The organism is Halopiger xanaduensis SH-6 (genome assembly GCF_000217715.1).
Lineage (GTDB): Archaea > Halobacteriota > Halobacteria > Halobacteriales > Natrialbaceae > Halopiger > Halopiger xanaduensis.
Genome location: NC_015666.1, coordinates 3147134 through 3165868 on the forward strand (window position 1 = coordinate 3147134; position 18735 = coordinate 3165868).

Below are 18735 nucleotides of genomic sequence, written 5' to 3' on the forward strand. Positions count from 1 at the left end.
GCGGTATACCGAAACAAATAGTTACCGGCTGGCTACAAAGGCGGACGGTAGTCAATACCGGCCGCGGAAAGGGTTATGTCAGAGGCACGTAGCGTTCACCCACCAGAGTGAACACTACACTCGTACATTCGACCCGACTGGTAAGCCCTCTGGGGTTAAAGAGTTAGGTTCGGAGATTCGGCCGGTAACGTCGGCCGCCGATAACGGTGGCGACCGGCGGCTCAGTACGATTTCGCGAAGTACGCGATCTCGTCCGCGGGCTCGCCGCAGACGCCGCACTCGTCCTCCTCGGGTTCGGGCACTTCGCCGGCTGTCTCGCCGCCCTCGTCCTCGAGGGGCTGCATGACGATCTCGGCGGCGACCTTCTCCTTGATGGCCTCCTCGCAGGCCTCGTCGCCGCACCACGGCGTCTTCACGTAGCCGCCGTGCTTGCCGATCGTCCCCATGATCTCCTCGGGGCTGTGGGCCTCGCGGATGTTCTCCTCCAAGTTCTCCTCGGCGGTCTCGTAGAGCTTGTCGTAGATCTCCTCGAGGTGCGCGTCGACGGTGTCGACGATCTCGTCGCGGTCCCCGACGGACTGTTCGTTATCGGGCCGGTGGACGAGCGTGACTTCCTCGTCTTCGACCTCGTTGGGGCCGATTTCGAGCCGGAGGGGAACCCCGTTTAACTCGTGCTCGTTGAACTTGAAGCCCGGATTCCGCTCGTCGCGGTCGTCGAGTTCGACGCGGAAGCCGGCCTCCTCGAGTTCGTCGGCGATGTTTTCGGAGTACTCGAGGACGTCGTCCTTGGTGTCTTCCTGCCAGATCGGGACGATGACAACCTGCGTGGGCGCGATGGTCGGGGGCAGCACGAGCCCCTGGTCGTCCGAGTGGGTCATCACGAGCGCGCCGAGCGCGCGCCAGGACAGGCCCCACGAGGTCGTGTAGGCCGTCCGCTCTTCCTCGTCCTCGTCGACGAAGGTGATGTCGAACGCCTCGGCGAAGGACTGGCCGAGGTGATGGCTAGTACCGCCCTGGACGGACTTGCCGTCTGGCATCAGCGCCTCGACCGTGGTCGTAGTGTCGGCGCCGGGGAACTTGTCGTGCTCGGGTTTCTTGCCGCGCAGGACCGGGATGGCCAGCACGTCCTCGTAGACGCGCTCGTACTGGCCCAGGCGGGTCCAGACCTCTTTCCAGGCGTCCTCGCTCGAGGCGTGGGCGGTGTGGCCCTCCTGCCACATGAACTCCTTCGTCCGGAAGAAGGGCTTGGTCTCGGTGGCCTCCCAGCGAACGACGGAACACCACTGGTTCAGCCGCAGGGGCAGATCGCGGTGGCTGCGAACCCAGTCGGCCATGAAGGGCGTGATGATCGACTCGCTCGTGGGACGAACGGCCAGGCGCTCCTCGAGTTCCTCGTGGCCGCCCTGGGTGACCCAGGCAACCTCGGGGTCGAACCCTTCGACGATGTCCTTCTCGCGCTCGAGGAAGGATTCGGGGATGAACATCGGGAAGTAGACGTTGTCGACGCCCGTGTCCTTGAACCAGCCGTCGAGCGCGTCCTGAATCGATTCCCAGAGTGCGTAGCCCCGAGGCTTGGTGACTATGAACCCGCCCATCGGCGCGTAGTCCGCGAGACCGGCCTTCTGGACGACTTCGGCGTACCACTCGCCGGGTTTGTGCGATTTCGACTCGGTGATCCCGAGTTCCTGACTCTCGTCGCTCATACATCGTCTCACTGCCACCGCGGGCTTAAACGATACGAAGGGGCGACGCGACTCGAGCGCGGGCCGCCCGCGGCGGTCGGACCCCGATATCGGCGGCTCAGTCGCCGTCGGCGAACGACACGCCCGTCTCGAGGTCGTACTCCACGAACTCGGCTTCGTCCAGCGGCTCGCCGCCCTCGAAGCGGAACGCGCCGCGGACGCTCTTCCCCTCGAGGACCGTCGGCAGCCAGAGGCGGTCGTCCTCCCACATCTGTTCGTAGGGCACCTCGTCGATGTCGACCCACTCCGGGCGCGCCTCGTCGGAGGCCGTCGGCTCGCCGTCGAACGCGGTCGTCAGAAAGACGTGACAGAACGTGTGTTCCTCGCCGTCCAGCAGGAACCGGAGCTCGCCCGCCTTCTCGAGGTCCGCAGGGTCGATCTCGAGGCCGACCTCCTCGCGGGTCTCGCGGACCGCACACTCGCGGGGCGTTTCGTCGCCCTCGAGTTTGCCGCCGGGACCGTTGTACCACCCCTCGCCGAGGCCGCGCCGTTTCTCGATGAGGAGGACTTCGTTGGCGGTTTCGGCTGCGGTGTCGTCGCCGGCGCTGTCCGACCGCGAACGCATCGGAAAACACAGCGTCGCCTCGATCATACGTAGCGGTTCGACTGCGGCGGAATAAACGCCAGTATTCGCGACGCGAGTCAAGCGACCGCAACCGATCAATCGTCGGTCAGCGATCGCGACTCGAGGCCGGCCGTCCCGTCTTCTATCTCGAGGTACTCGTCGGGCGCACAACCGAGCGACCGATGCGGACAGTACTGACAGTGCTCGCCCGGCGTCGTCTCGAGGTAGGACGGATCGTCGACGGCCTCGAGCGTCTCGCGGACGCTCGACCACGGGGGGAGGTCGTCGGGGTCGAACAGTTCGACGCGCGGTTCGTTGGCAGTATTCGCGTCCGCGCCCTCGAGATCGCCGACGTAGACGTAGCCGACGGCGCCGATCGGGTCGTCGAAGCGCCGCTCGCAGGCTCGGGCGTACAGCGCCAACTGGACCGCGCTGTCGGGGTCGATCCGTTCGGCCGTCGTCTTGTAGTCGAGGACGGCGAGGTCGCCGGCTCGCTCTTGTGTCCGCGTCAGTCCTGCATTCGCGTCGGCGGTCACTTCCGCGGGCAGCCGCCGAATCGAGTCCACGTACCCGATCACGTCCCCCGCTACGCCGTCGACCGACGACAGCGAGAACGGCACCTCGGCCGCGAGCGGTTCCCACTCCGCGACCGGCCGGCCGAACGCGGCCGCCGTCGCCTCGAAGTACCGGTCGATGCAGGCCAGCACCGGCTCGCGGTGCTCGAGTAGATCCCGCGCGGTCAGGTGTCGAACGGCGGCCTCGCGCCACTCGGCGCGCGTCTCGTAGTCTCGGTAGAACGCCTCTTCGGCGACGTCGTGGAAGACCGTGCCGACGATCCGCGAGCCGCTGGCCGCGTTCTCGTCCGGCGAATCGACCGTCCCGAGGGGTAGCGGATCGTCGATCGCCGTCACGACGTGCTCGAGGTAGTGCTTTCGCGGACAGGTGTCGTGGGTCTCCATCGCGCTGTAGCTGTGGCGCATCGCAACCGGGAGTTCGGTCGCGTCCGAGAGCGTTTCAACCGGGAACCGGACGGTATCGGTCGTCAACGCCGAGGGCTGGCGACCGCTCGGCAGCCGGATGGACTCGCGCACGTTCCCGTCGCCGTGGCTGGCGGCGTCGGCCGCTGGGAGTAGTGTCCCATCGCGTAACAGCCGCCCAAGCTGGTGGACGGTTTCGATCGCCTCGCGCGTCTCGAGCGGTTCGACGTCCCGGTCGTCGTAGTCGCTGTAGTAGGTGATCGAGCCCGGGGTCACGTCGGCGGAGCGGGCGATTTCGTCGGTTCGATCGGCGACCGTCTCGGGGTACTGCGTCTGGACCCGCTCGAAGCTCTCGGTCAGCGACGACCAGAGGTTCATCCGCTGGCCGGCGGTCGACCACTCGATGTCGGCCGCGAGGCAAGCGTCGGCCGTCGAGACGCCCAGTTCCTCCTCGCCGCCGTCGTAGTCGTACTCGGCGCCGAAGACGAACAGGTGGTTCTCGGCTCGAGTCAGCGCGACGTGGAGGACGCGCCACTCCTCCGCGACGGTCTCGGCGGCCAGATCCGCGAGTAGCGGCGAGTCGACCTCGTCGTCGAGGGTCGCCGCGAGCAACCGCTCCTGTGCGCGTTGGGCGTAGTCCGACTCGACGCACCACTCCTCGTCGGAGAGGTAGGGGACGAGCACCGTGTCGAACTCGAGGCCCTTCGCCTGGTGGACGGTCATCACGTCGATCGAGTCCGACGACTGCGTGCCCCGCGTCCGTTCGCTGCCGCCGCCTCGAAGCGTTCGCTCTAACGCGTCGACAAATTCGGGCGTCAGCGTGCCGACGACGGTCTCGGGATCGTAGCGCTCGACGAACCGGTCGAGGTGATCGAGTTCCGCTCGCTCCTCGTCCGTGAGGAACCACTCGAGCCGCGTCAGATCGCGGAACCGGCGGACAAAGCCCGAGAGCGGGTAGACGTCCCGCAGCGTCGCGAGTTCCTCGAGGTGGTCGCGCGCCGTCTCGAGGCGGCCGGGGTTTTCGAGGTCGTCGGGATCGATATCAAAGACGGCGTCGTAGAGCGATCCCTCGCGTCCCCGACGCCGCTCCTGCAGCGTTCTCAGGTCCCCCTCCGAGAGCCGGTAGCGATACAGCAGCACCCGCCGGAGGTGGACGTCTGCGTCCGGATCGACGAGCGCGCGGAGGTAGGAGAGTACCGTCCGAATGCCGGGCGAAATCTCGCCCCGCGGCGAGCCGGAAATCTCGTAGGGGATCCGCCGCTCCCGGAGTTCGTCCGCGACCGCCTGCGCGTGGCGGTTCGTCCGGACGATGACCGCGACGTCCTCGAGGCTCCGCTGGGGAACGGTTTCGGCTTCGCCGTTGAGCAGCCTCGAGACGGTCGTCGCGACCTGGTCGGCCGTCGACTCGGGGATGTCGGCGCTCTCGACTTTGACGACGCGGTCGACGGGCTCCGCGGTGTCGTCCGCGTTCTCGCCGCGATCCCGATCGACCTCGCGCAGCGTCTTCGAGGACTGGAGCCCGTAATCGCAGTAGTTCGTGAGATCGAGAATCTCCTGGCGCGAGCGGAAGTTGAGCTCGAGTTCGATCGACTCGTGGTCGTCGTACTCGTCGGCGAGCCGATCCAGCCCCTCGCGGTCGGTGCCCCGCCAGCCGTAGATCGCCTGATCCTTGTCGCCGATCGCGAGCAGGTTCGGCCGGTCGGGGCCGCCGGTCAGTTCGGTGATGAGGCCGAACTGCGTCTCGTCGGTGTCCTGGAACTCGTCGCAGTAGACCTGTTCCCACTGACCGGTGATCTCGTCGGCGATCGCCTCGTCGTCCAGCAACTCCGTGGCCGTCCGCACCAGTTCGTCGAAATCCAGCGCCCGCTCCTCGGCGAGGGTTTCGTGGTAGTCCGCGTAGACGTCGGCGTAGTGGCGCGCCAGCCGGAGGAACTCGACGTAGTGTTTCAGCCGGCCGAACGGGCTCTGCTCTATGCGCTCCGTTTTCTGCCGCCAGATCTCGTTGCCGAACAGCGCCCGCGGCAGCTGTTTTGTCGTCGGCTCCTCGAGCGAGAGCGCCTCGATGGTCTCGGTCACGCAGGTCTGGAGGACCCGCAGGTAGCGGTCGACGTCCTGCACGACGTCGTCCTCGCGGAACGGTTCGGGCGACTCGGCGATCTTCTCGCGGCAGTACTCGACGAGTTTCCCGTAGCCGACCAGCGACTCGCGGGCCGTCTCGAGGTGCTCGTCGCGGTTGAAGTATCGCAGGCCCTCGTTGTCGAAGGAGAGGTTCCGACCGGCGCGGCGCTCGAGCCAGAGGACGAACTCGTTGCAGAGTTCGATCGTCCGCACGTCAGGGAGCCCCGCACGGAGTCGCTCGGGGGTGACGTCCTCTTGGCTCATCGTCCGGATGAAGTCGTCGACGGCGTCGGTGAGGTCCGACCGGGGTCCGTTGCGCTCGGGCGAGGCCGCGAAGCCGTAGTCGTTCGTCGCGAGCAGGCGGCCGACGATCCGGCGGCGCGTGTGCTCGGTGACGATCTCGAACTCCGGCGAGTAGCCGAGGGAGTAGGCGTACTCGCGGACGAGCCGGTAGCAAAACGAGTGGTACGTGTAGACGTCGATGGCCGCCGCGGTCTCCGGGTCGAGCCGCTCGGCGACGGCGTCGCGGATGCTGCCGGCCGCCTCGTTCGCGAAGGTAAGCACCAGCACGTCGTCCGGATCGACGTCGCCGTTCTCGATGGCGTGCTCGATCCGCATGAGCATCGTCGTCGTCTTCCCGGTGCCGGCGCCCGCGTCGACGGAGATACAGGCCGCGTCGCTGTCGATGACCGCCCGCTGGTTGCCCTTCGGCTCGAGGCCCGCTTCTGCTGTGACGTCTCGTCGCTCGGTGTCTTCAGCCATCGAATCGAACCTCCTCGGCGATGTACTCCCCGCAGCAAACCGTGTACGCGCAATCGGGGCAGGCGTGCTCCGCGACCTGTTCCCACCGATCTGACGGGTCGAACCCGCCCGCGACGATTCGACCGACGACCGACGCGAGTCGGTTATCGACCGTCTCGTTTCGGTGTTCGTGAGTCCTGCCGTAGGTGAGGTGATCGATGTAGACGTCGGTGAGGTCGACCGGCTCGAGGTCGGTCTCGACCGTTCCGCGAACCCAGTTGACCGACGTGCCCGATCGGTCGGCCAGCGGAATCTGGACGTAGCGACAGGTGCGGTCCTCGAGGCCGAGCCGATCACACAGGTTCCGCAGTCCGTCGAGCACGACGGCGGTCTCGAACAGCGCGCCCACGGAGCCGGGTTCGAACGCCTCCGCCTCGGGGTCGAAGTGGTCGACGAACAGCTCCGCGACGCGCTCCCAGTCGGAGCGGTAGCGCAACAGCCCGAGCGGTCGGACCGTGGGGACGAATCGAACCCCGACGACTGACGAGCCGTCGCCGTAGACGTAGTCGACGGCCACACCGACCGTTACCTCGTCCGGCCCTCCGTCGAGGGTGCCGTCGAGATCCGGCGTGACGTCGCTCGAGAGCCGGATATCGGGACCGAGCAGGTCGTCGGCGCTCGCGGATCCGTCGCTGGTCCGGAGCAGTTGGCCGACGCCCGCCGCGTGATCTGCACCGACGGCTTCGACGTACGCCGTCACCGTCGCCTCGAGGACGCGCCGTTCGTGGCGGCGCTGTTCTCGGGAGTGGAACCGTTCGTCGTGTTCGTTCCACAGCGTTGCCAATCGGTCGAGCGCGACGTCCTCGAGGGCGTCTGCAGCGTCGTCGTTGGTACCACTACCACTATCACCGCCATCGTCGATTTCGACCCGCTCGAGTGCGGTACAGAGAGCCCGGCGTAGCAGGTCGATGCGGTCCGCGGTCGCGGCGGCCGCATCGTCCTCGTCGCCGTCGAACTCGTGGACGTGCGCGAACTCGTACCGGCGCGGACAGCGGAGGTAGGTTCGGATGCCGTCGGCGGAAAGGATCGGCCGATCCTCGCCCGTTTCTCCGCCGGTCGCGGCACTGTCAGTCATTCCGGACCACCTCGCCCGCCGCGAACTCGAACTGCGAGCGGACCGCCTCGGCGAGTTCGTCGTCGACGTCGCCCTCCTCGAGGACGACGGCGATTTCCTCGAACAGCTCCTCGGTGTCGGCCAGATCGGCCTCGCCGCCCGTGCTCGCCTCGCGAAGCACCCGCTCGAGTTCGGCGCGGGGCTGGTCGAGCAGCGCCTCGAGCGCGTTCGTCTCGCCGTGGATCGCGGCGCCGGCCGCGGCGTCGGCGTCCTCGAGGGCGAGCCCGGGCGTCGATTCGAGCAGCTTCAAGTAGCGAGAACGGTCGTAGGTGCGGCGCAGGCCGCCGGAACCGCGCTCGTACGAACAGCAGTAGAGGCGGGCCGTCGCCGCGCGGGCGCCGAGCGCGAGCCGGCGCCGGGCCCGCTGGGCGTGGTAGGTCTCGAAGGGGTCGCCGTCGGCCGTTGCGAACGTCGCTTCGAGGTCCTCCGTGGAAGGGTCGGTGACGGCCGGGTAGTGGGGCATCTCCCGGAGCCACGCCGACGGGAACAGTTGGGTGAGGAACTGCTCGCCCGGATAGGTGTCGTCGATCAGGTCCAGCAGGAAGACGACCTCGCGGGCGTCGTACTTGAGGTCGTCGACGGCGCAGACCGTCACGCCGCCGGTCGGGGACCGGGTCTCGACCGCGTGGACGTAGGGCGCGTCGTATCTGATCGTCCGCCGGAGCATCCGGTGCAGCCCCTCCCAGTCGGGCCCCACGAGGTCCGTCTCCTCGACGAACCGGGCGATCTCGAGCACGCGGCGGACGCTCGCGTACTGCTCGCGGGCGTCGACCCAGTCCTCGCCCGCGGCGATCCGGCCCTTCAGATCCGTCCGGAGGAGCCACCGCCGGAGCGAGTCGGTGATGCTCGCGCCGGTACAGTCCTCGAGCAGGGCGGGCGAGAAGTCGTCGACGCGGGCGCGCAGGCGCTCGAGTTCGCGGTCGTAGTCGGCGTCGCCGGCGGTCGTCGCGCCGGCGTCGATTCGGGGCCCGTCGCGTTCGCGCTCGCACTGCACGCTGATGAACGCGTAGAGTTCGTTCACCGCGGGATCCTCCGCGAGCGACGGCGTGCCGATCGTCGCGGTCGGGACGCCAGCCTCGCGGAGTCGGCGCCGCGTCTCGGGGACCCGCTCGATGCTCGGCACCGCGACGGCGAACGCGTCGTAGCTCCGGTCCCGACGGTCCGAAAGCGACTGGATCTCGGTGGCGACGGCGCCGACCTGTTCGCGGGCGGTTCCGGTTCGGATGTGTCGGGCGCGGCCGACCGGCTCGCGGGTCGCACCGGTTGCCGTTTTTCGGTCCCGCGTCCCGTCGTCTCGAGTCGTCTGATTGGCGGCTTGGGGCCTCTCGCCGGTCGCGAGAAACCTCGCGATCGCCGCGTGGGGTGGCGAGCTCCGGTCGGCATTCGCAGCGCCGCCGGCTGCGATAGCGTCGGGGTCCGACGCCGAGCCCGGCGAGACCGGGACCGTCTCCACCTCGAGGCGGTCCCCGACCACATCGTCGATGGTTCCCGGCTCGACGCGCGTGCGTTCGACGCTGGCGTGGCGCTCCCCGAGACAGACTAACTCGACGTCGCCGGTGAGCGCGGCGAGGTACCGACGATCGAGCCGGCGGTACTCCTCGAACTCGACCGCGAGGACGGCGTCGAACGAAGCCGTTACACGATCGCGGAGGCCGTCGGCGTTCGCCTCGAGGAGATCGACTGCCCGGGGGATCACGTCCGCCCGCTCGACGAACCCGCGGGACTCGAGTTCCTCGTGGAAGCGGTCGTTCATCGCGTAGAGGAAGGCCAGGCAGTCGTGGACCGCCCGCTCGTCCAGGTCCGCAAGTCGAAGCCGCTGGCGGGTCGCCTCGAGCAGCAGTTGCCCGACGTCGCGGGTGAAGCTCTCGTGGGCCGCGGCCCGCTCGAGGTAGGGCGGGACCTCGCGGCTCGCGCCGTCGATCACCAGCGAGATGAGTTCGATACGCTCCTCGTACTCGAGTCGGTCCAGCGTCGGGTCGTACTCCTCTACGACCTTCGAGGCGTGTTCCGGCACCGACTCGACTCGCGGGGACTGCGGAGTTCCGTCGGCCACCTCGGCGCCGGCGAGCGCGTCGGTGAGCGACTCCAGTCCCGCCGGGTGTCGCTTGAGCACCAGCACGTTCCGCGGGCCGTGTTCGGCGGCCAGCGCGGCGTACTCGTCGGCGACGAACTCGAGGAGGGCGTCGCTCGGCGCCGGCGCGGCCAGCAGTTTACAGCGCCCCTCGAGATCGGCGTCGGCGGTGCGGGACCGAGACATCGGTGACTGTCCCCGTGTATGCTCGACTACGTACTTAAATGTGCGCCGCCACGCGGCCCGTCGTTTTCACGGACGACGGCGGCCCGCTGGGGCGCTCGACTATCGTGCGCTGCGATACCTGTTGACAATTCTTATTACCGGACCGTTCTATAGCAACGGGTATGGAGGATATTTTCGTCGCACGAGTCATGTCCACGTCGCTGCACACGGTCGGACGGGACACGCTCGTCGAGGATGCAGGACAGGTCATGCTCGAGAACAACATCGGCTCCGTCGTCGTCGTCGGGGAGCACAACGAACTCGAGGGGATCCTGACGTCGACGGACTTCGTCGACATCGTCGCGCAGAGCCACCCGAAAGCGGAGACGACCGTCGAACGCTACATGACCGAGGACGTCGTGACGGCCTCGGCGCAGGATAGCATCCGCGACGCCGCAGATACGATGATCGAACACGGGTTCAAGCACCTGCCCGTCGTCGACGAGGACGAGGGCGTCATCGGCATGGTCTCGACGACCGACCTGGCGTCGTACCTCTCGCGCGTGCAGTCGCCGAGTCCCGTCGACGAGTAACGCGTTCAGTCTTTCTCACGACGGCAGTGTCACGTCTCGAGGAGCCGGTCGATTGGCGGTTCCCACTACTCGCCGTCGTCCGCATCCGACCCGTCCATCCACCGAACGGTCTCGTCCAGTCGGTCCCGCAGCGTGCGCGCCTCCGCGGGCGTGAGTTCGACGTCCGCGTGACCCGTTCCGTGGTCGCCGGCCATGACGTCGAGGCTCAGCACGACGCGGTGGTCGTCCTCGTCCTCGTCCTCCCCCTCGCCTTCGCCCTCGTCCTCGTCTTCCGGACGGACCGACACATCGGCCCGATCAGGGTAATCCCGCGGCGGGCCGATCTCGAGGTCGTACTCGCCCCGGGTGACGCCGACGTGAACGCGCTCGGGGTGGGCGAGATCGAGCGCGTCCGTTGGATCCTCCTCGATTGCCGCCTGGTCGTCGGATTCGAGGTCGGAGTTGCGGCTGGGTTCGTGGTCAGTGTCACGGTCCTCGGGCATACGTACGCGTTAGCGTGCGACACTCTTGGGTGTACTCCCGGTCCCCGCGAGATGAGAGTCAGTTCGGTGATTCGTCACGTAATCCTGATCGTACACGTCCCGTGACTACCACCGGAATTAATAATACTCGACTCACAACCGGTGGTCGACAATGGCCGACCAACCTCCATCGCCGCCGACCCCGACGACCGACGCACAGGTCCCCGCCGACGACGATCGGGTCCTCGCGACGACCGCGCAACTCGCGCGGACCGTCGAGGACGCGCTCGGCGTCTCCCTCGAGCCGTCGACGCTCGAGGACCTGCTGCTCGAACTAGATCGTCAAGAGTACGTCGAGTGGGTGACCGTCACCCGAACCGGCGACTACGTCTGGGACCTCTCTGAGTCGCCCGATCGGATCGCCGACGCGGTCGCCGAGGCCGTCGTCGCGCGGATCGACGAGTGGATCGCGGAACAGACCGACGCGCAAGACGGCTCGGCGTAGTTCGGACACGCAGGCCGGCGCCTTCTCGAGGCGTCGCGATTGATCTCGCGGTTTCGTTCGCGTTCGCGGGCCTCGAGTTCAGGATAGAATTCGATTCGTCCGCGAAGCGTCTCCGTCCGACGTGGCACCGGTATTACGTACCCTCGATCAGCCGCTCGAGCTGCTCCGGCGGGACCGCGCCGCGGGCCGCGTGCTCGCCCGAAATGAACGTCGGGACGCCCGTGATGCCGGTCTGTTGGGCGTCCGCGAACGCCGCCTCGAGTTCGTCGGCGCTTTCCTCGTCGGACAGCGTCTCCGTGACGAAGCCATCGGGGAGGCCGGCCTCGGCGGCGAGTTCCTCGAGGACGTCCTGCTCGCCGATATCGCGGCCCTCGCGCCAGAGGGTGTCGAAGACGCCCCGGTGGAAGTCCTCGAACGCGCCGGGATGTGCGTCGGCCGCGCGCCGGGCGACGCGCTGGGCGTCGTAGGAGTCGACGTCCCGCTTGAGGTACTGGGCGAGTTCGACGTCGTACCGGTCGGCCAGACGCTCGACGTTTTGCTTCGCCTGCTCGTAGTACTCGTCGTCTTTGCCGTTGTCGACGTCGTGGTCGATCTCCCCGTCGGGACCGCGCTGCTGAGCGCGCAGGTCGAAGGGGTGCCAGTCGACGGTCAGCGGCTCGTCGCGCTGGTCCCGGTACAGGTCGAGCGATTCGTAGCCCAGGAAGCAGAACGGACAGACGTAATCGGCGTACACGAGGACGGCGTCGGCAGTCTGTTGACTCATACGCCCGCTTGGGAGACGCGACACAAAACGTCGTTGCTGCCGGGCCTTTCGACCGCTAGTCGTGTGCTCGTCGGCGGGTGTCGCGGTCGTCGCTGGTTGGTTCCAGTGGCGCTGATTCGCTCGGACTGGCGTTCGGGGTGGCCCGGGCTTGATACGCCTGGGTGCCATGGTCCTGCCCGGGGTGATCAGCCTGAGCGACCACGATCGCGTCGTTGCCGTCTGCGAACAGTGCGGGGCGGCGTACGCGGCGGTACGGTCGGACGGGACCCTCCGTCCGATCGGCGTCGAGACGTGTTCCTGCGGCTCCGACGAGTTTCGCCCGCTGCAGTGAGGTATCGTGTTCTCGAGGCCGTCCCGGTGGCCCTGACGATTCTTTTGCTGTCGGCGACCGTGCGTCCGGTCCGACGCGGTCAGTCAGCGAACGTGACAGGTGGCGTCTCTTTCACGCCCAAAGATATTGGGAGGTGAACTGATCCGAGCCAGGTCACTAGGCCCACAAGCCGGATGATTGCTCGCTGTCCAGACTGTGACGACGGGTTGGGTGAACAACTCGACAAGTACGTCTCCGGCGGAGAGACCATCGTGGACTTCGAGTGTCCGAACTGCGGCCACGAGTGGTCGCTCTCGCTGTAATCCGGCTATTATTTTTTGTCTCATTTTGGTCACCATCCGTTGTTTGTTCAAATAGTCAATCACTTCGGCACGATCTACGAACAACGGATGGCCCAGAAGCGTCGGTTCGATCTCGAGCGGGCTAGCTGATGCAACGCCCGAATCGGAACGGTACCCCGTCGAAATCAAGAGCACTATGCCCGAGCATTCGAACGGCCAGCCGGGGAATTTCAAGGTCTACCGGGAGTATCACGAGAAGCTACGGCGGCATGATGGCTGGTACTGTTTCGTCGTCTACCGACCGCACGGGCGATCGGGGCTGACCGTCGTCAAGGACAAGATGGTCCGAGCGTGCGATCTCCCACTGCTCCGGTGGCACGGGGGCGGCGATCACCGAGGGACCGAGCAGGCCAAAATCTCGATCGGCGACGTGTTCTGAGCTATTCGTCGCTCTCGTCATCGGATGTTGGCGAATGCAGCCAAGATTCGACCTGATTTTCGAAGGGGTGATCGTTCAGTATAGGACAAGCAGTTACCGAGGCAGCTATTGATTTGTCCGAAGTATGCCAAAGGTCGCCTGCTGAATATAGAAGATGCGTTCCGCATAGAGGCTTCGTTTGTTTCGCGTCAACGACGAGGAATCAACTACTCAGTGGACCTACTTACTGCGCACATTCAATATCGACATCTCGGGAGTTTTCTATTTTGATAGAATCTGACGGATACGGTCTACTATTGCTTCCTCCTCAGTCTTTTCGGCTATTTCTTTCCCGCCGTCTCTCATCTTTTCTCTCGTGTCCTCATCATCGTCTTCTCCTTCTTCACCACCATCTTCGAACATTTCACCGGTCTCCTCATCGCCTTCTCGGAACGTCCCGCCTACTTCGTCGCCATCTTCCTCGACCATTTCACCGGTCTCCTCATCACCTTCTCGGAACGTCCCGCCTACTTCGTCGCCACCTTCTTCGGGCATTTCACCAGTCTCCTCATCACCTTCTCGGAGCGTCCCACCTACTTCATCGCCACCTTCTTCGACCGTCTCAGCTGCCTTCTTACCACCCTCTTCAATCATCTCACCTGCCTCTTCACCACTTTCTTCGACCGTCTCAGCTGTCTTCTTACCACTCTCTTCAACCATCTCACCTGCCTCTTCACCACTTTCTTCGACCGTCTCAGCTGTCTTCTTACCACTCTCTTCAACCATCTCACCTGCCTCTTCACCACTTTCTTCGACCATCTCACCGATCTGTTTACTTCCCTCTTCGATCTGATCGCTGACCCCCTCGCTGGACTCTCTAATTCGGTTGGCGACGTTCTCCGTGGTCCTCTCCGTCTTTTCTGCTACTCTTTGACCACCCTTCTGGACTTGATCAGCCGCACCGTGGGTCGTCCTCCACGTACGACTTTTGACCGTATCAATGACTCCATGACCCTGCTTTGAGGAGCCGTCTCTCTCAGAACCGACCTTTTCGGTTACTGAACCAAACCAATCTCGGAGTACGTAACCAAGGCCGATGAGAGTGACTACATCAATTAGACGGGGACGAGATTTCCCCTTCTCAGTAGTCCTTCTCTCCTCATCGCTGGTCGCCATTTCCTCCTCGGTTCTCCTTCTCTCTTCGTGTCTGGTCGTCCCCTCGTGTGGAGAGGTTACATCTGGCTTACGTGACATCAATTAATATCACCAGCCCCTACTAACAGGAGACTTCGGCCAGCACCAGCAAGTCAAAAAATGTCGCCTAAACCATCATTCTCCAAATAGTATGTGCAGATAATAGAAGATATGGAGCACATACGAGGAATAAAAGTGTTGTTCACTTGATAGAAGAATGTCCGGTCTGAACAGGTGATCAATGTACCGCTGCTTGGTCCGGTCTACGAATGTGGTGATCGCTCAGTACAGGCTGAGTAGTTACCAGAGTGCCTCGATACAAGCAGTAGCAGCGAGAAGACCAAAAGAAAATTCCTCCCAATTGTGTCTATGGCGATTGAAGCCTCATTTACTGTCCCGCAACCCGAGTTCCCTTTGAATACAGTTTTTGAACAGTTGCCAGACGCAACTATCGAACTGGATCGTATTATCCCAACGGACGATGCCATCATACCGTACTTCTGGATTCACGCAGAGAATGTTGGGGACCTCACAGCTGATTTGAGTGGTGATAAAGGGGTTGATGAGTTCAAAGTGATTGACGAATTAGAGGAGGAGATGCTTGTTCGCATTAAATGGAACCTCGACCACGAAAGTATTCTAATTGCTATCGTCAACACTGATATCACACTCGTTTCAGGACTGGGAGAACAGGAGAACTGGACATTTGAAGTCAGGAGTGGCGATCAAAAGAGTCTCTCCGAATTCCAATCGTACTGCCGGGAAAATGATATCCCTATTGAACTCACCCAGCTCCACGCACTCTCACCACTCAAATCGGATCGAGAATTCGATTTAACTGATGGACAGCGGTCAGCGTTGGTACTTGCCTACTCTCGTGGGTACTTCGACTCGCCGCGGAAAGCTACTCAAGACGATATCGCTGACGAACTCGACATCAGCCGACAGGCGGTTTCATCGCGTTTGCAGCGCGGTCTTCGACGGCTCGTAGCAAGCACTCTGGTAGCGACTCAAGAGTAATCCGTAGAGGCCCTATTTAAACAAATTGCACGAGCAAAACTTAGCCTCATCCCCATGGAGCCCCTTCCATAGAGTGGCGGTCATCAACTGCTTCACTGTCCCAACCACGTGGCAGTTCGATGACCGCCGTTCCTTCATCACTAACAGTGCGTTCAGTACAGGCAGTAGAGTTACCACACGTACCGCAGTATATCCGATCCAAACTCGTCTACATCTTTTACGGACGCGCGGCTTTTATGCCGTGAAATAGTATCGTACGGTGGCCGCCCCATAATGTGGTTGGGGCCAAGGGAGTTAGTTGGGGCAACGCTCCCTCGTTTTTGCAGTAGCGATCCGGTCTTTTTGCTTTGGTACAAATGCCGTGTTCAGTACGCATATGTGGTGAGCGGCCGGTTCACTGCTTTCGGCTTGAAACAAACAGAGTCGTCGTGCTGCACTCATCCTCTGTATTCAGCACACCGATCGTGCCAGGTGTAGAGGGTTTCAACAGATTCTCTAATTCCGCTCAATAGTTACGGTCTTCTCAATCTGGAAGTTCGTTACTCGAGTCGACAGCGTTTCGGCAATCTCCTGGCGTTGCTCGTGAGTGAGATCGTCCCGCTCGAGGACTTGGCGTGCAGTTGCGACGAGATGGGGGACGTCTTCGCAGGCCGAGACGACGGCTTTGGTCTTGTTACAGTCGTAGAAGTCGGCTGCTTGCTCGATTGCGTCCTCACGGTAGGCGTAGTCGCTGTCGGTTCGAATTCGCATGCTCGTACACACGACCCGGGAAATCCTAGTTTTTTCGACTCACTGGACCGGCCCATACAGCCCAAAACGGGGATGTATCTGTCACTCTACCAGAGCGGTCGACGGGATCGTCACGGCGATCGCCGCGCAATATGCACACGGCGCTGCTCGACTCGTGTGCATATTCGGGAAATAGATTCTATCGGCGTGCAACCCCAAGGGGGAGGACAGAGATGCACTCTTAAACTGTAGAATCTATCGGACCCGCGGGTCAACCGAGCGTAGGTATCGCACTCGGGACAGCGGTGAACGCGGTCGTTCTCGTCACCAAAGACGCGACCGAATCGATCGGTGACGAACGAGTCGCAGTGAAGACATGTCGACTGTCCGGCCGACGGCCACGGCGCGACCGTCACGCCGACCACCCCGAATTTCCTTCGCTGTAATCGCCAGACAGCGACCGGGCGAATCCCGCGCCGGCAATCACTCGATTCTGAGTGGGGGTTTGTACGCTAAATCGACTATTGCATAATTCAGTATTAGCCGCTATAACAGCGACTATCGGGACAATTCGAAACCGTGCAAAACGTGAGTGGACTCGCCGGGATTTGAACCCGGGGCCTCTTCCTTGCGAAGGAAGCGATCTGCCACTGATCTACGAGCCCTCGCCCCTTTCTAACTCGGGTTTCTATTTGTACCTTGTGTTTCGTCACAGTTTCGTGAATGCCACGCACAGCCTTGCTCCCCGACGCCGGGCGCTCGAGTGTGCGTGTACGATCACGACGCTGCCAGCCGCCGCAACCGCCGAATCCGCGCCGCCGTCGACGGATGCGTCCGAAACGGCCCCGAACCCTGCTCCTCGAGCGCGGGCGGAAGAATATCCAGCGCGACCACCGACCGCTCCCACTCCCGTAGGTCCGTCTCGGGCACCCGTCTGGCGTCGGCCAGCGTCTCGAGTGCGCTCGCGAGCGCCGCAGGCGATGCGAGTGCAGCCGCGCCGGCGTCGGCGTGCCACTCCCGGCCTTGCGAGAGGACGGCGACGCCGAACTGGCCGTACCGTTTCAGCGCGCGGAAGACGGCGTTCCAGAGCAGATCGCCCGGATCGCTCGCGTCGGGGTCGATCCAGTCGTCGGCGATCACCACCGGGACGATCGCGGCGGCCACGATCCGGCTGTCGAAGTTTGCCAGGTGGCTGACCTCGTGGGCCAGCACGGCTTCCAGTTCATCGTCCGCGAGGCGCTCGCACAGCCCCGTTGACACCACGATGACGGCCGACGCGCCGCTCCCGAGGGTGAACGACTCCGGCCGGTCGGCGTCGGTGACGTACACCTCGGGTGCGGGCACGCTCGCGAACTGGGCGAGTCGCCGAACCGTGGCCTCGAGTTCCGGGTCGACCTCCGCGGCGGGAACGCTGTCGTCGACCAGTTCCGACCGCAGGTTGCGAATCTCGCGCCGCGCGCCGGCGACGAACAGTCCGACGACGAGCAGGCCGCTCAGCCCGAGGCCGAGCACGGCTCGCTCGAGCGGCGAGAGGACGGCAGCGACCCCCGATGTCACCGCAGCGCTTCCCTCGATGATTACGAGGTACAGACAGCCGAGCACCGCTCCCGTCGCGACTACCGACGGCGGCGTCGGCTGGAACAGGTACTCGACGGGCGTGTAGCGGGTGAGCAGCGGCCACCAGTTGATAACGACCACCAGCGCGAGCGCGGCGAAAAACCCTGCGGCCGGAGCCGAGACGTCCGTCACGTCGCTGACTCCGGGGAAGCTCGCAACGGCCTCGAGCCCGGTGGCGATCCACTCCCAGGCGACGAACCCCAGTAGCCCGCCGATGAAACCGACGATCAGCGCGACGACGATCGACAGCGTCGCGAGGACGCCGACGGCGACCCCCATGCGAACCAGCAACGAGCACCGAAGCCGGAGATCGTTCATCGAGTCCAACCTGTTGGCTAGCGACACAGAAAACGCGCAAAAAGCTTCCGTCCCCGACGGTCGACAGCAGCAGCGGCCCGCACCGCTCGAGTGCTGCGTCTCGAGTCCCCTACGCTCACATTGTCGGCTCGCTTCTGGCTCGAGACCCAACTTGTAACACGCGGAGCCGGCCGGCGAGCAGGCCGACCAGGAAGCCGGAGAAGTGCGCCAGCAGGGCGACGCCCGGCGCGGCGGTCGCCAGCGTAACCGCGATCGCGAGCCCGAGGAAGACCAGCGCCGAGACCCAGTTGGGAACGTCGACGAACGAGGCCAGCCCGGTCGAAAGCCGATTCGAGGCGATCAGATAACCCAATAGCGCGAAGACGGCGCCGCTGGCGCCGAGGACGGGATGGACTGCGAACCAGTTTCCGACGAACGGCAGCCCGGCAAATACGCGGCTGAGTACAATTTGCGAGACACCGGCGATCGCGCCCGTCACGGCGAAGAAGGCGTGAAACCGGAGCCGAGTTGTCGCCCGCGCGACCGGCCAGCCGAAGACGACCAGCGCGACGCTGTTCGAGACCAGATGACCGACGCTGCCGTGGGCATAGACGCTCGTGACGATCGTCCACGGATTCGTCGTCAGGGGCGGCGCGAGGACGAACAGGCCGGCCATCACGCCGACGCCGATCAGCGCCGTCACCGTCTGCAGTGCGAAAACGAGGACGAAAATCCCCAGTAGTTCGATGATAGGGCTACTCGAGCCCGTCGCTCCACTCTCGCCGTCAGGCGTCGATCGCGCCCCGGCTTGAGAGTGCGCGCGCGGTCGGTTCGCCATGTCGACTACTGGGACGGGCAGCGCCAAAAGTCCCGGCGGCGCGTTTCGGACGCAGTGCTTCGCGGAGCGTACACGTTGGCACTTCCAGAGCGTGAGCGTGGCGACGCCACTGTCGTCGAACGTGCGGACGATCGA

At 64.3% G+C, this 18735-nt stretch carries 15 protein-coding genes, 1 tRNA gene and 2 pseudogenes; 5 read left to right on the forward strand and 13 right to left on the reverse strand.

Annotated features, from left to right (window positions below):
- Positions 1–221 precede the first annotated feature (221 nt).
- The 5 genes from proS to HALXA_RS15335 all read right to left on the reverse strand — a co-directional run bounded on the left by proS (position 222) and on the right by HALXA_RS15335 (position 9574).
- Positions 222–1703: a proline--tRNA ligase gene (proS, locus tag HALXA_RS15315; RefSeq protein ID WP_013881298.1), complete on the reverse strand. Its 1482-nt coding sequence runs from the start codon at positions 1701–1703 to the stop codon at positions 222–224.
- Between the two features lie 97 nt (positions 1704–1800).
- Positions 1801–2334: an 8-oxo-dGTP diphosphatase gene (locus HALXA_RS15320; RefSeq protein ID WP_013881299.1), complete on the reverse strand. Its 534-nt coding sequence runs from the start codon at positions 2332–2334 to the stop codon at positions 1801–1803.
- Positions 2335–2402: 68 nt separating this feature from the next.
- Positions 2403–6164 (reverse strand): ATP-dependent DNA helicase, encoded by a 3762-nt coding sequence (locus HALXA_RS15325; RefSeq protein WP_013881300.1) that lies wholly within the window; start codon positions 6162–6164, stop codon positions 2403–2405.
- Complete coding sequence (locus HALXA_RS15330) at positions 6157–7278, reverse strand: hypothetical protein (protein WP_013881301.1); 1122 nt, start codon at positions 7276–7278, stop codon at positions 6157–6159. The genes HALXA_RS15325 and HALXA_RS15330 overlap by 8 nt, the downstream gene beginning before the upstream one ends.
- Positions 7271–9574 carry a hypothetical protein gene (locus HALXA_RS15335; RefSeq protein ID WP_013881302.1) on the reverse strand — a complete coding sequence of 768 codons (2304 nt, stop codon included), beginning with the start codon at positions 9572–9574 and terminating at the stop codon, positions 7271–7273. Before HALXA_RS15335 ends, HALXA_RS15330 begins: the two co-directional genes overlap by 8 nt.
- A 161-nt stretch (positions 9575–9735) precedes the next feature.
- On the opposite strand from HALXA_RS15335, the gene HALXA_RS15340 reads away from it, so the two are divergent.
- Positions 9736–10146, forward strand: coding sequence for a CBS domain-containing protein (locus tag HALXA_RS15340; RefSeq protein WP_013881303.1), 411 nt, complete (start codon positions 9736–9738; stop codon positions 10144–10146).
- Positions 10147–10211: 65 nt separating this feature from the next.
- Here HALXA_RS15340 and HALXA_RS15345 read toward each other — a convergent pair whose 3' ends face one another.
- Positions 10212–10628, reverse strand: a complete 417-nt coding sequence (locus HALXA_RS15345; protein WP_013881304.1) for a hypothetical protein — start codon at positions 10626–10628, stop codon at positions 10212–10214.
- Between the two features lie 151 nt (positions 10629–10779).
- On the opposite strand from HALXA_RS15345, the gene HALXA_RS15350 reads away from it, so the two are divergent.
- Positions 10780–11112: a hypothetical protein gene (locus HALXA_RS15350; protein ID WP_013881305.1), complete on the forward strand. Its 333-nt coding sequence runs from the start codon at positions 10780–10782 to the stop codon at positions 11110–11112.
- Between the two features lie 133 nt (positions 11113–11245).
- Here the strand turns inward: HALXA_RS15350 and HALXA_RS15355 are convergent, their stop codons facing one another.
- Positions 11246–11875: a DsbA family oxidoreductase gene (locus tag HALXA_RS15355; RefSeq protein WP_013881306.1), complete on the reverse strand. Its 630-nt coding sequence runs from the start codon at positions 11873–11875 to the stop codon at positions 11246–11248.
- A 166-nt stretch (positions 11876–12041) separates the two neighbouring features.
- Between HALXA_RS15355 and HALXA_RS22210 the strand changes: the two genes are divergently transcribed.
- Together HALXA_RS22210 and HALXA_RS15360 are read left to right on the forward strand one after the other, a co-directional pair.
- Positions 12042–12206, forward strand: coding sequence for a hypothetical protein (locus HALXA_RS22210; protein ID WP_013881307.1), 165 nt, complete (start codon positions 12042–12044; stop codon positions 12204–12206).
- A 389-nt stretch (positions 12207–12595) separates the two neighbouring features.
- Positions 12596–12926: pseudogene (locus HALXA_RS15360) on the forward strand (hypothetical protein).
- Between the two features lie 261 nt (positions 12927–13187).
- Here HALXA_RS15360 and HALXA_RS21745 read toward each other — a convergent pair.
- Positions 13188–14159 (reverse strand): hypothetical protein, encoded by a 972-nt coding sequence (locus tag HALXA_RS21745; RefSeq protein ID WP_148263652.1) that lies wholly within the window; start codon positions 14157–14159, stop codon positions 13188–13190.
- A 309-nt stretch (positions 14160–14468) separates the two neighbouring features.
- Here HALXA_RS21745 and HALXA_RS15370 point away from each other — a divergent pair, with 309 nt between their 5' ends.
- Positions 14469–15119, forward strand: a complete 651-nt coding sequence (locus HALXA_RS15370) for a helix-turn-helix domain-containing protein (protein ID WP_013881311.1) — start codon at positions 14469–14471, stop codon at positions 15117–15119.
- 495 nt (positions 15120–15614) lie between these two features.
- Here HALXA_RS15370 and HALXA_RS15375 read toward each other — a convergent pair whose 3' ends face one another.
- The 5 genes and pseudogenes from HALXA_RS15375 to HALXA_RS15390 all read right to left on the reverse strand — a co-directional run bounded on the left by HALXA_RS15375 (position 15615) and on the right by HALXA_RS15390 (position 18600).
- Complete coding sequence (locus HALXA_RS15375) at positions 15615–15869, reverse strand: DUF7692 domain-containing protein (RefSeq protein WP_013881312.1); 255 nt, start codon at positions 15867–15869, stop codon at positions 15615–15617.
- 239 nt (positions 15870–16108) lie between these two features.
- Positions 16109–16273: pseudogene (locus HALXA_RS22950) on the reverse strand (DUF7563 family protein); the annotation flags it as partial.
- A 168-nt stretch (positions 16274–16441) separates the two neighbouring features.
- Positions 16442–16513, reverse strand: a tRNA-Ala gene (locus HALXA_RS15380).
- Between the two features lie 112 nt (positions 16514–16625).
- Positions 16626–17783, reverse strand: coding sequence for a M48 family metallopeptidase (locus HALXA_RS15385; protein WP_049895335.1), 1158 nt, complete (start codon positions 17781–17783; stop codon positions 16626–16628).
- A gap of 115 nt (positions 17784–17898) precedes the next feature.
- Positions 17899–18600, reverse strand: coding sequence for a rhomboid family intramembrane serine protease (locus HALXA_RS15390; RefSeq protein ID WP_013881314.1), 702 nt, complete (start codon positions 18598–18600; stop codon positions 17899–17901).
- Between the last annotated feature and the right edge of the window lie 135 nt (positions 18601–18735).

Coding starts and splice junctions, on each gene's coding strand:
- HALXA_RS15330 (WP_013881301.1), bottom strand. CDS start 7,278: ATGACTGACAGTGCCGCGACCGGCGGAGAAACGGGCGAGGATCGGCCG.
- HALXA_RS15390 (WP_013881314.1), bottom strand. CDS start 18,600: ATGGCGAACCGACCGCGCGCGCACTCTCAAGCCGGGGCGCGATCGACG.
- HALXA_RS15345 (WP_013881304.1), bottom strand. CDS start 10,628: ATGCCCGAGGACCGTGACACTGACCACGAACCCAGCCGCAACTCCGAC.
- HALXA_RS15370 (WP_013881311.1), top strand. CDS start 14,469: ATGGCGATTGAAGCCTCATTTACTGTCCCGCAACCCGAGTTCCCTTTG.
- HALXA_RS15355 (WP_013881306.1), bottom strand. CDS start 11,875: ATGAGTCAACAGACTGCCGACGCCGTCCTCGTGTACGCCGATTACGTC.
- proS (WP_013881298.1), bottom strand. CDS start 1,703: ATGAGCGACGAGAGTCAGGAACTCGGGATCACCGAGTCGAAATCGCAC.
- HALXA_RS15335 (WP_013881302.1), bottom strand. CDS start 9,574: ATGTCTCGGTCCCGCACCGCCGACGCCGATCTCGAGGGGCGCTGTAAA.
- HALXA_RS22210 (WP_013881307.1), top strand. CDS start 12,042: ATGGTCCTGCCCGGGGTGATCAGCCTGAGCGACCACGATCGCGTCGTT.
- HALXA_RS15350 (WP_013881305.1), top strand. CDS start 10,780: ATGGCCGACCAACCTCCATCGCCGCCGACCCCGACGACCGACGCACAG.
- HALXA_RS15385 (WP_049895335.1), bottom strand. CDS start 17,783: ATGAACGATCTCCGGCTTCGGTGCTCGTTGCTGGTTCGCATGGGGGTC.
- HALXA_RS15320 (WP_013881299.1), bottom strand. CDS start 2,334: ATGATCGAGGCGACGCTGTGTTTTCCGATGCGTTCGCGGTCGGACAGC.
- HALXA_RS15325 (WP_013881300.1), bottom strand. CDS start 6,164: ATGGCTGAAGACACCGAGCGACGAGACGTCACAGCAGAAGCGGGCCTC.
- HALXA_RS15340 (WP_013881303.1), top strand. CDS start 9,736: ATGGAGGATATTTTCGTCGCACGAGTCATGTCCACGTCGCTGCACACG.
- HALXA_RS15375 (WP_013881312.1), bottom strand. CDS start 15,869: ATGCGAATTCGAACCGACAGCGACTACGCCTACCGTGAGGACGCAATC.
- HALXA_RS21745 (WP_148263652.1), bottom strand. CDS start 14,159: ATGTCACGTAAGCCAGATGTAACCTCTCCACACGAGGGGACGACCAGA.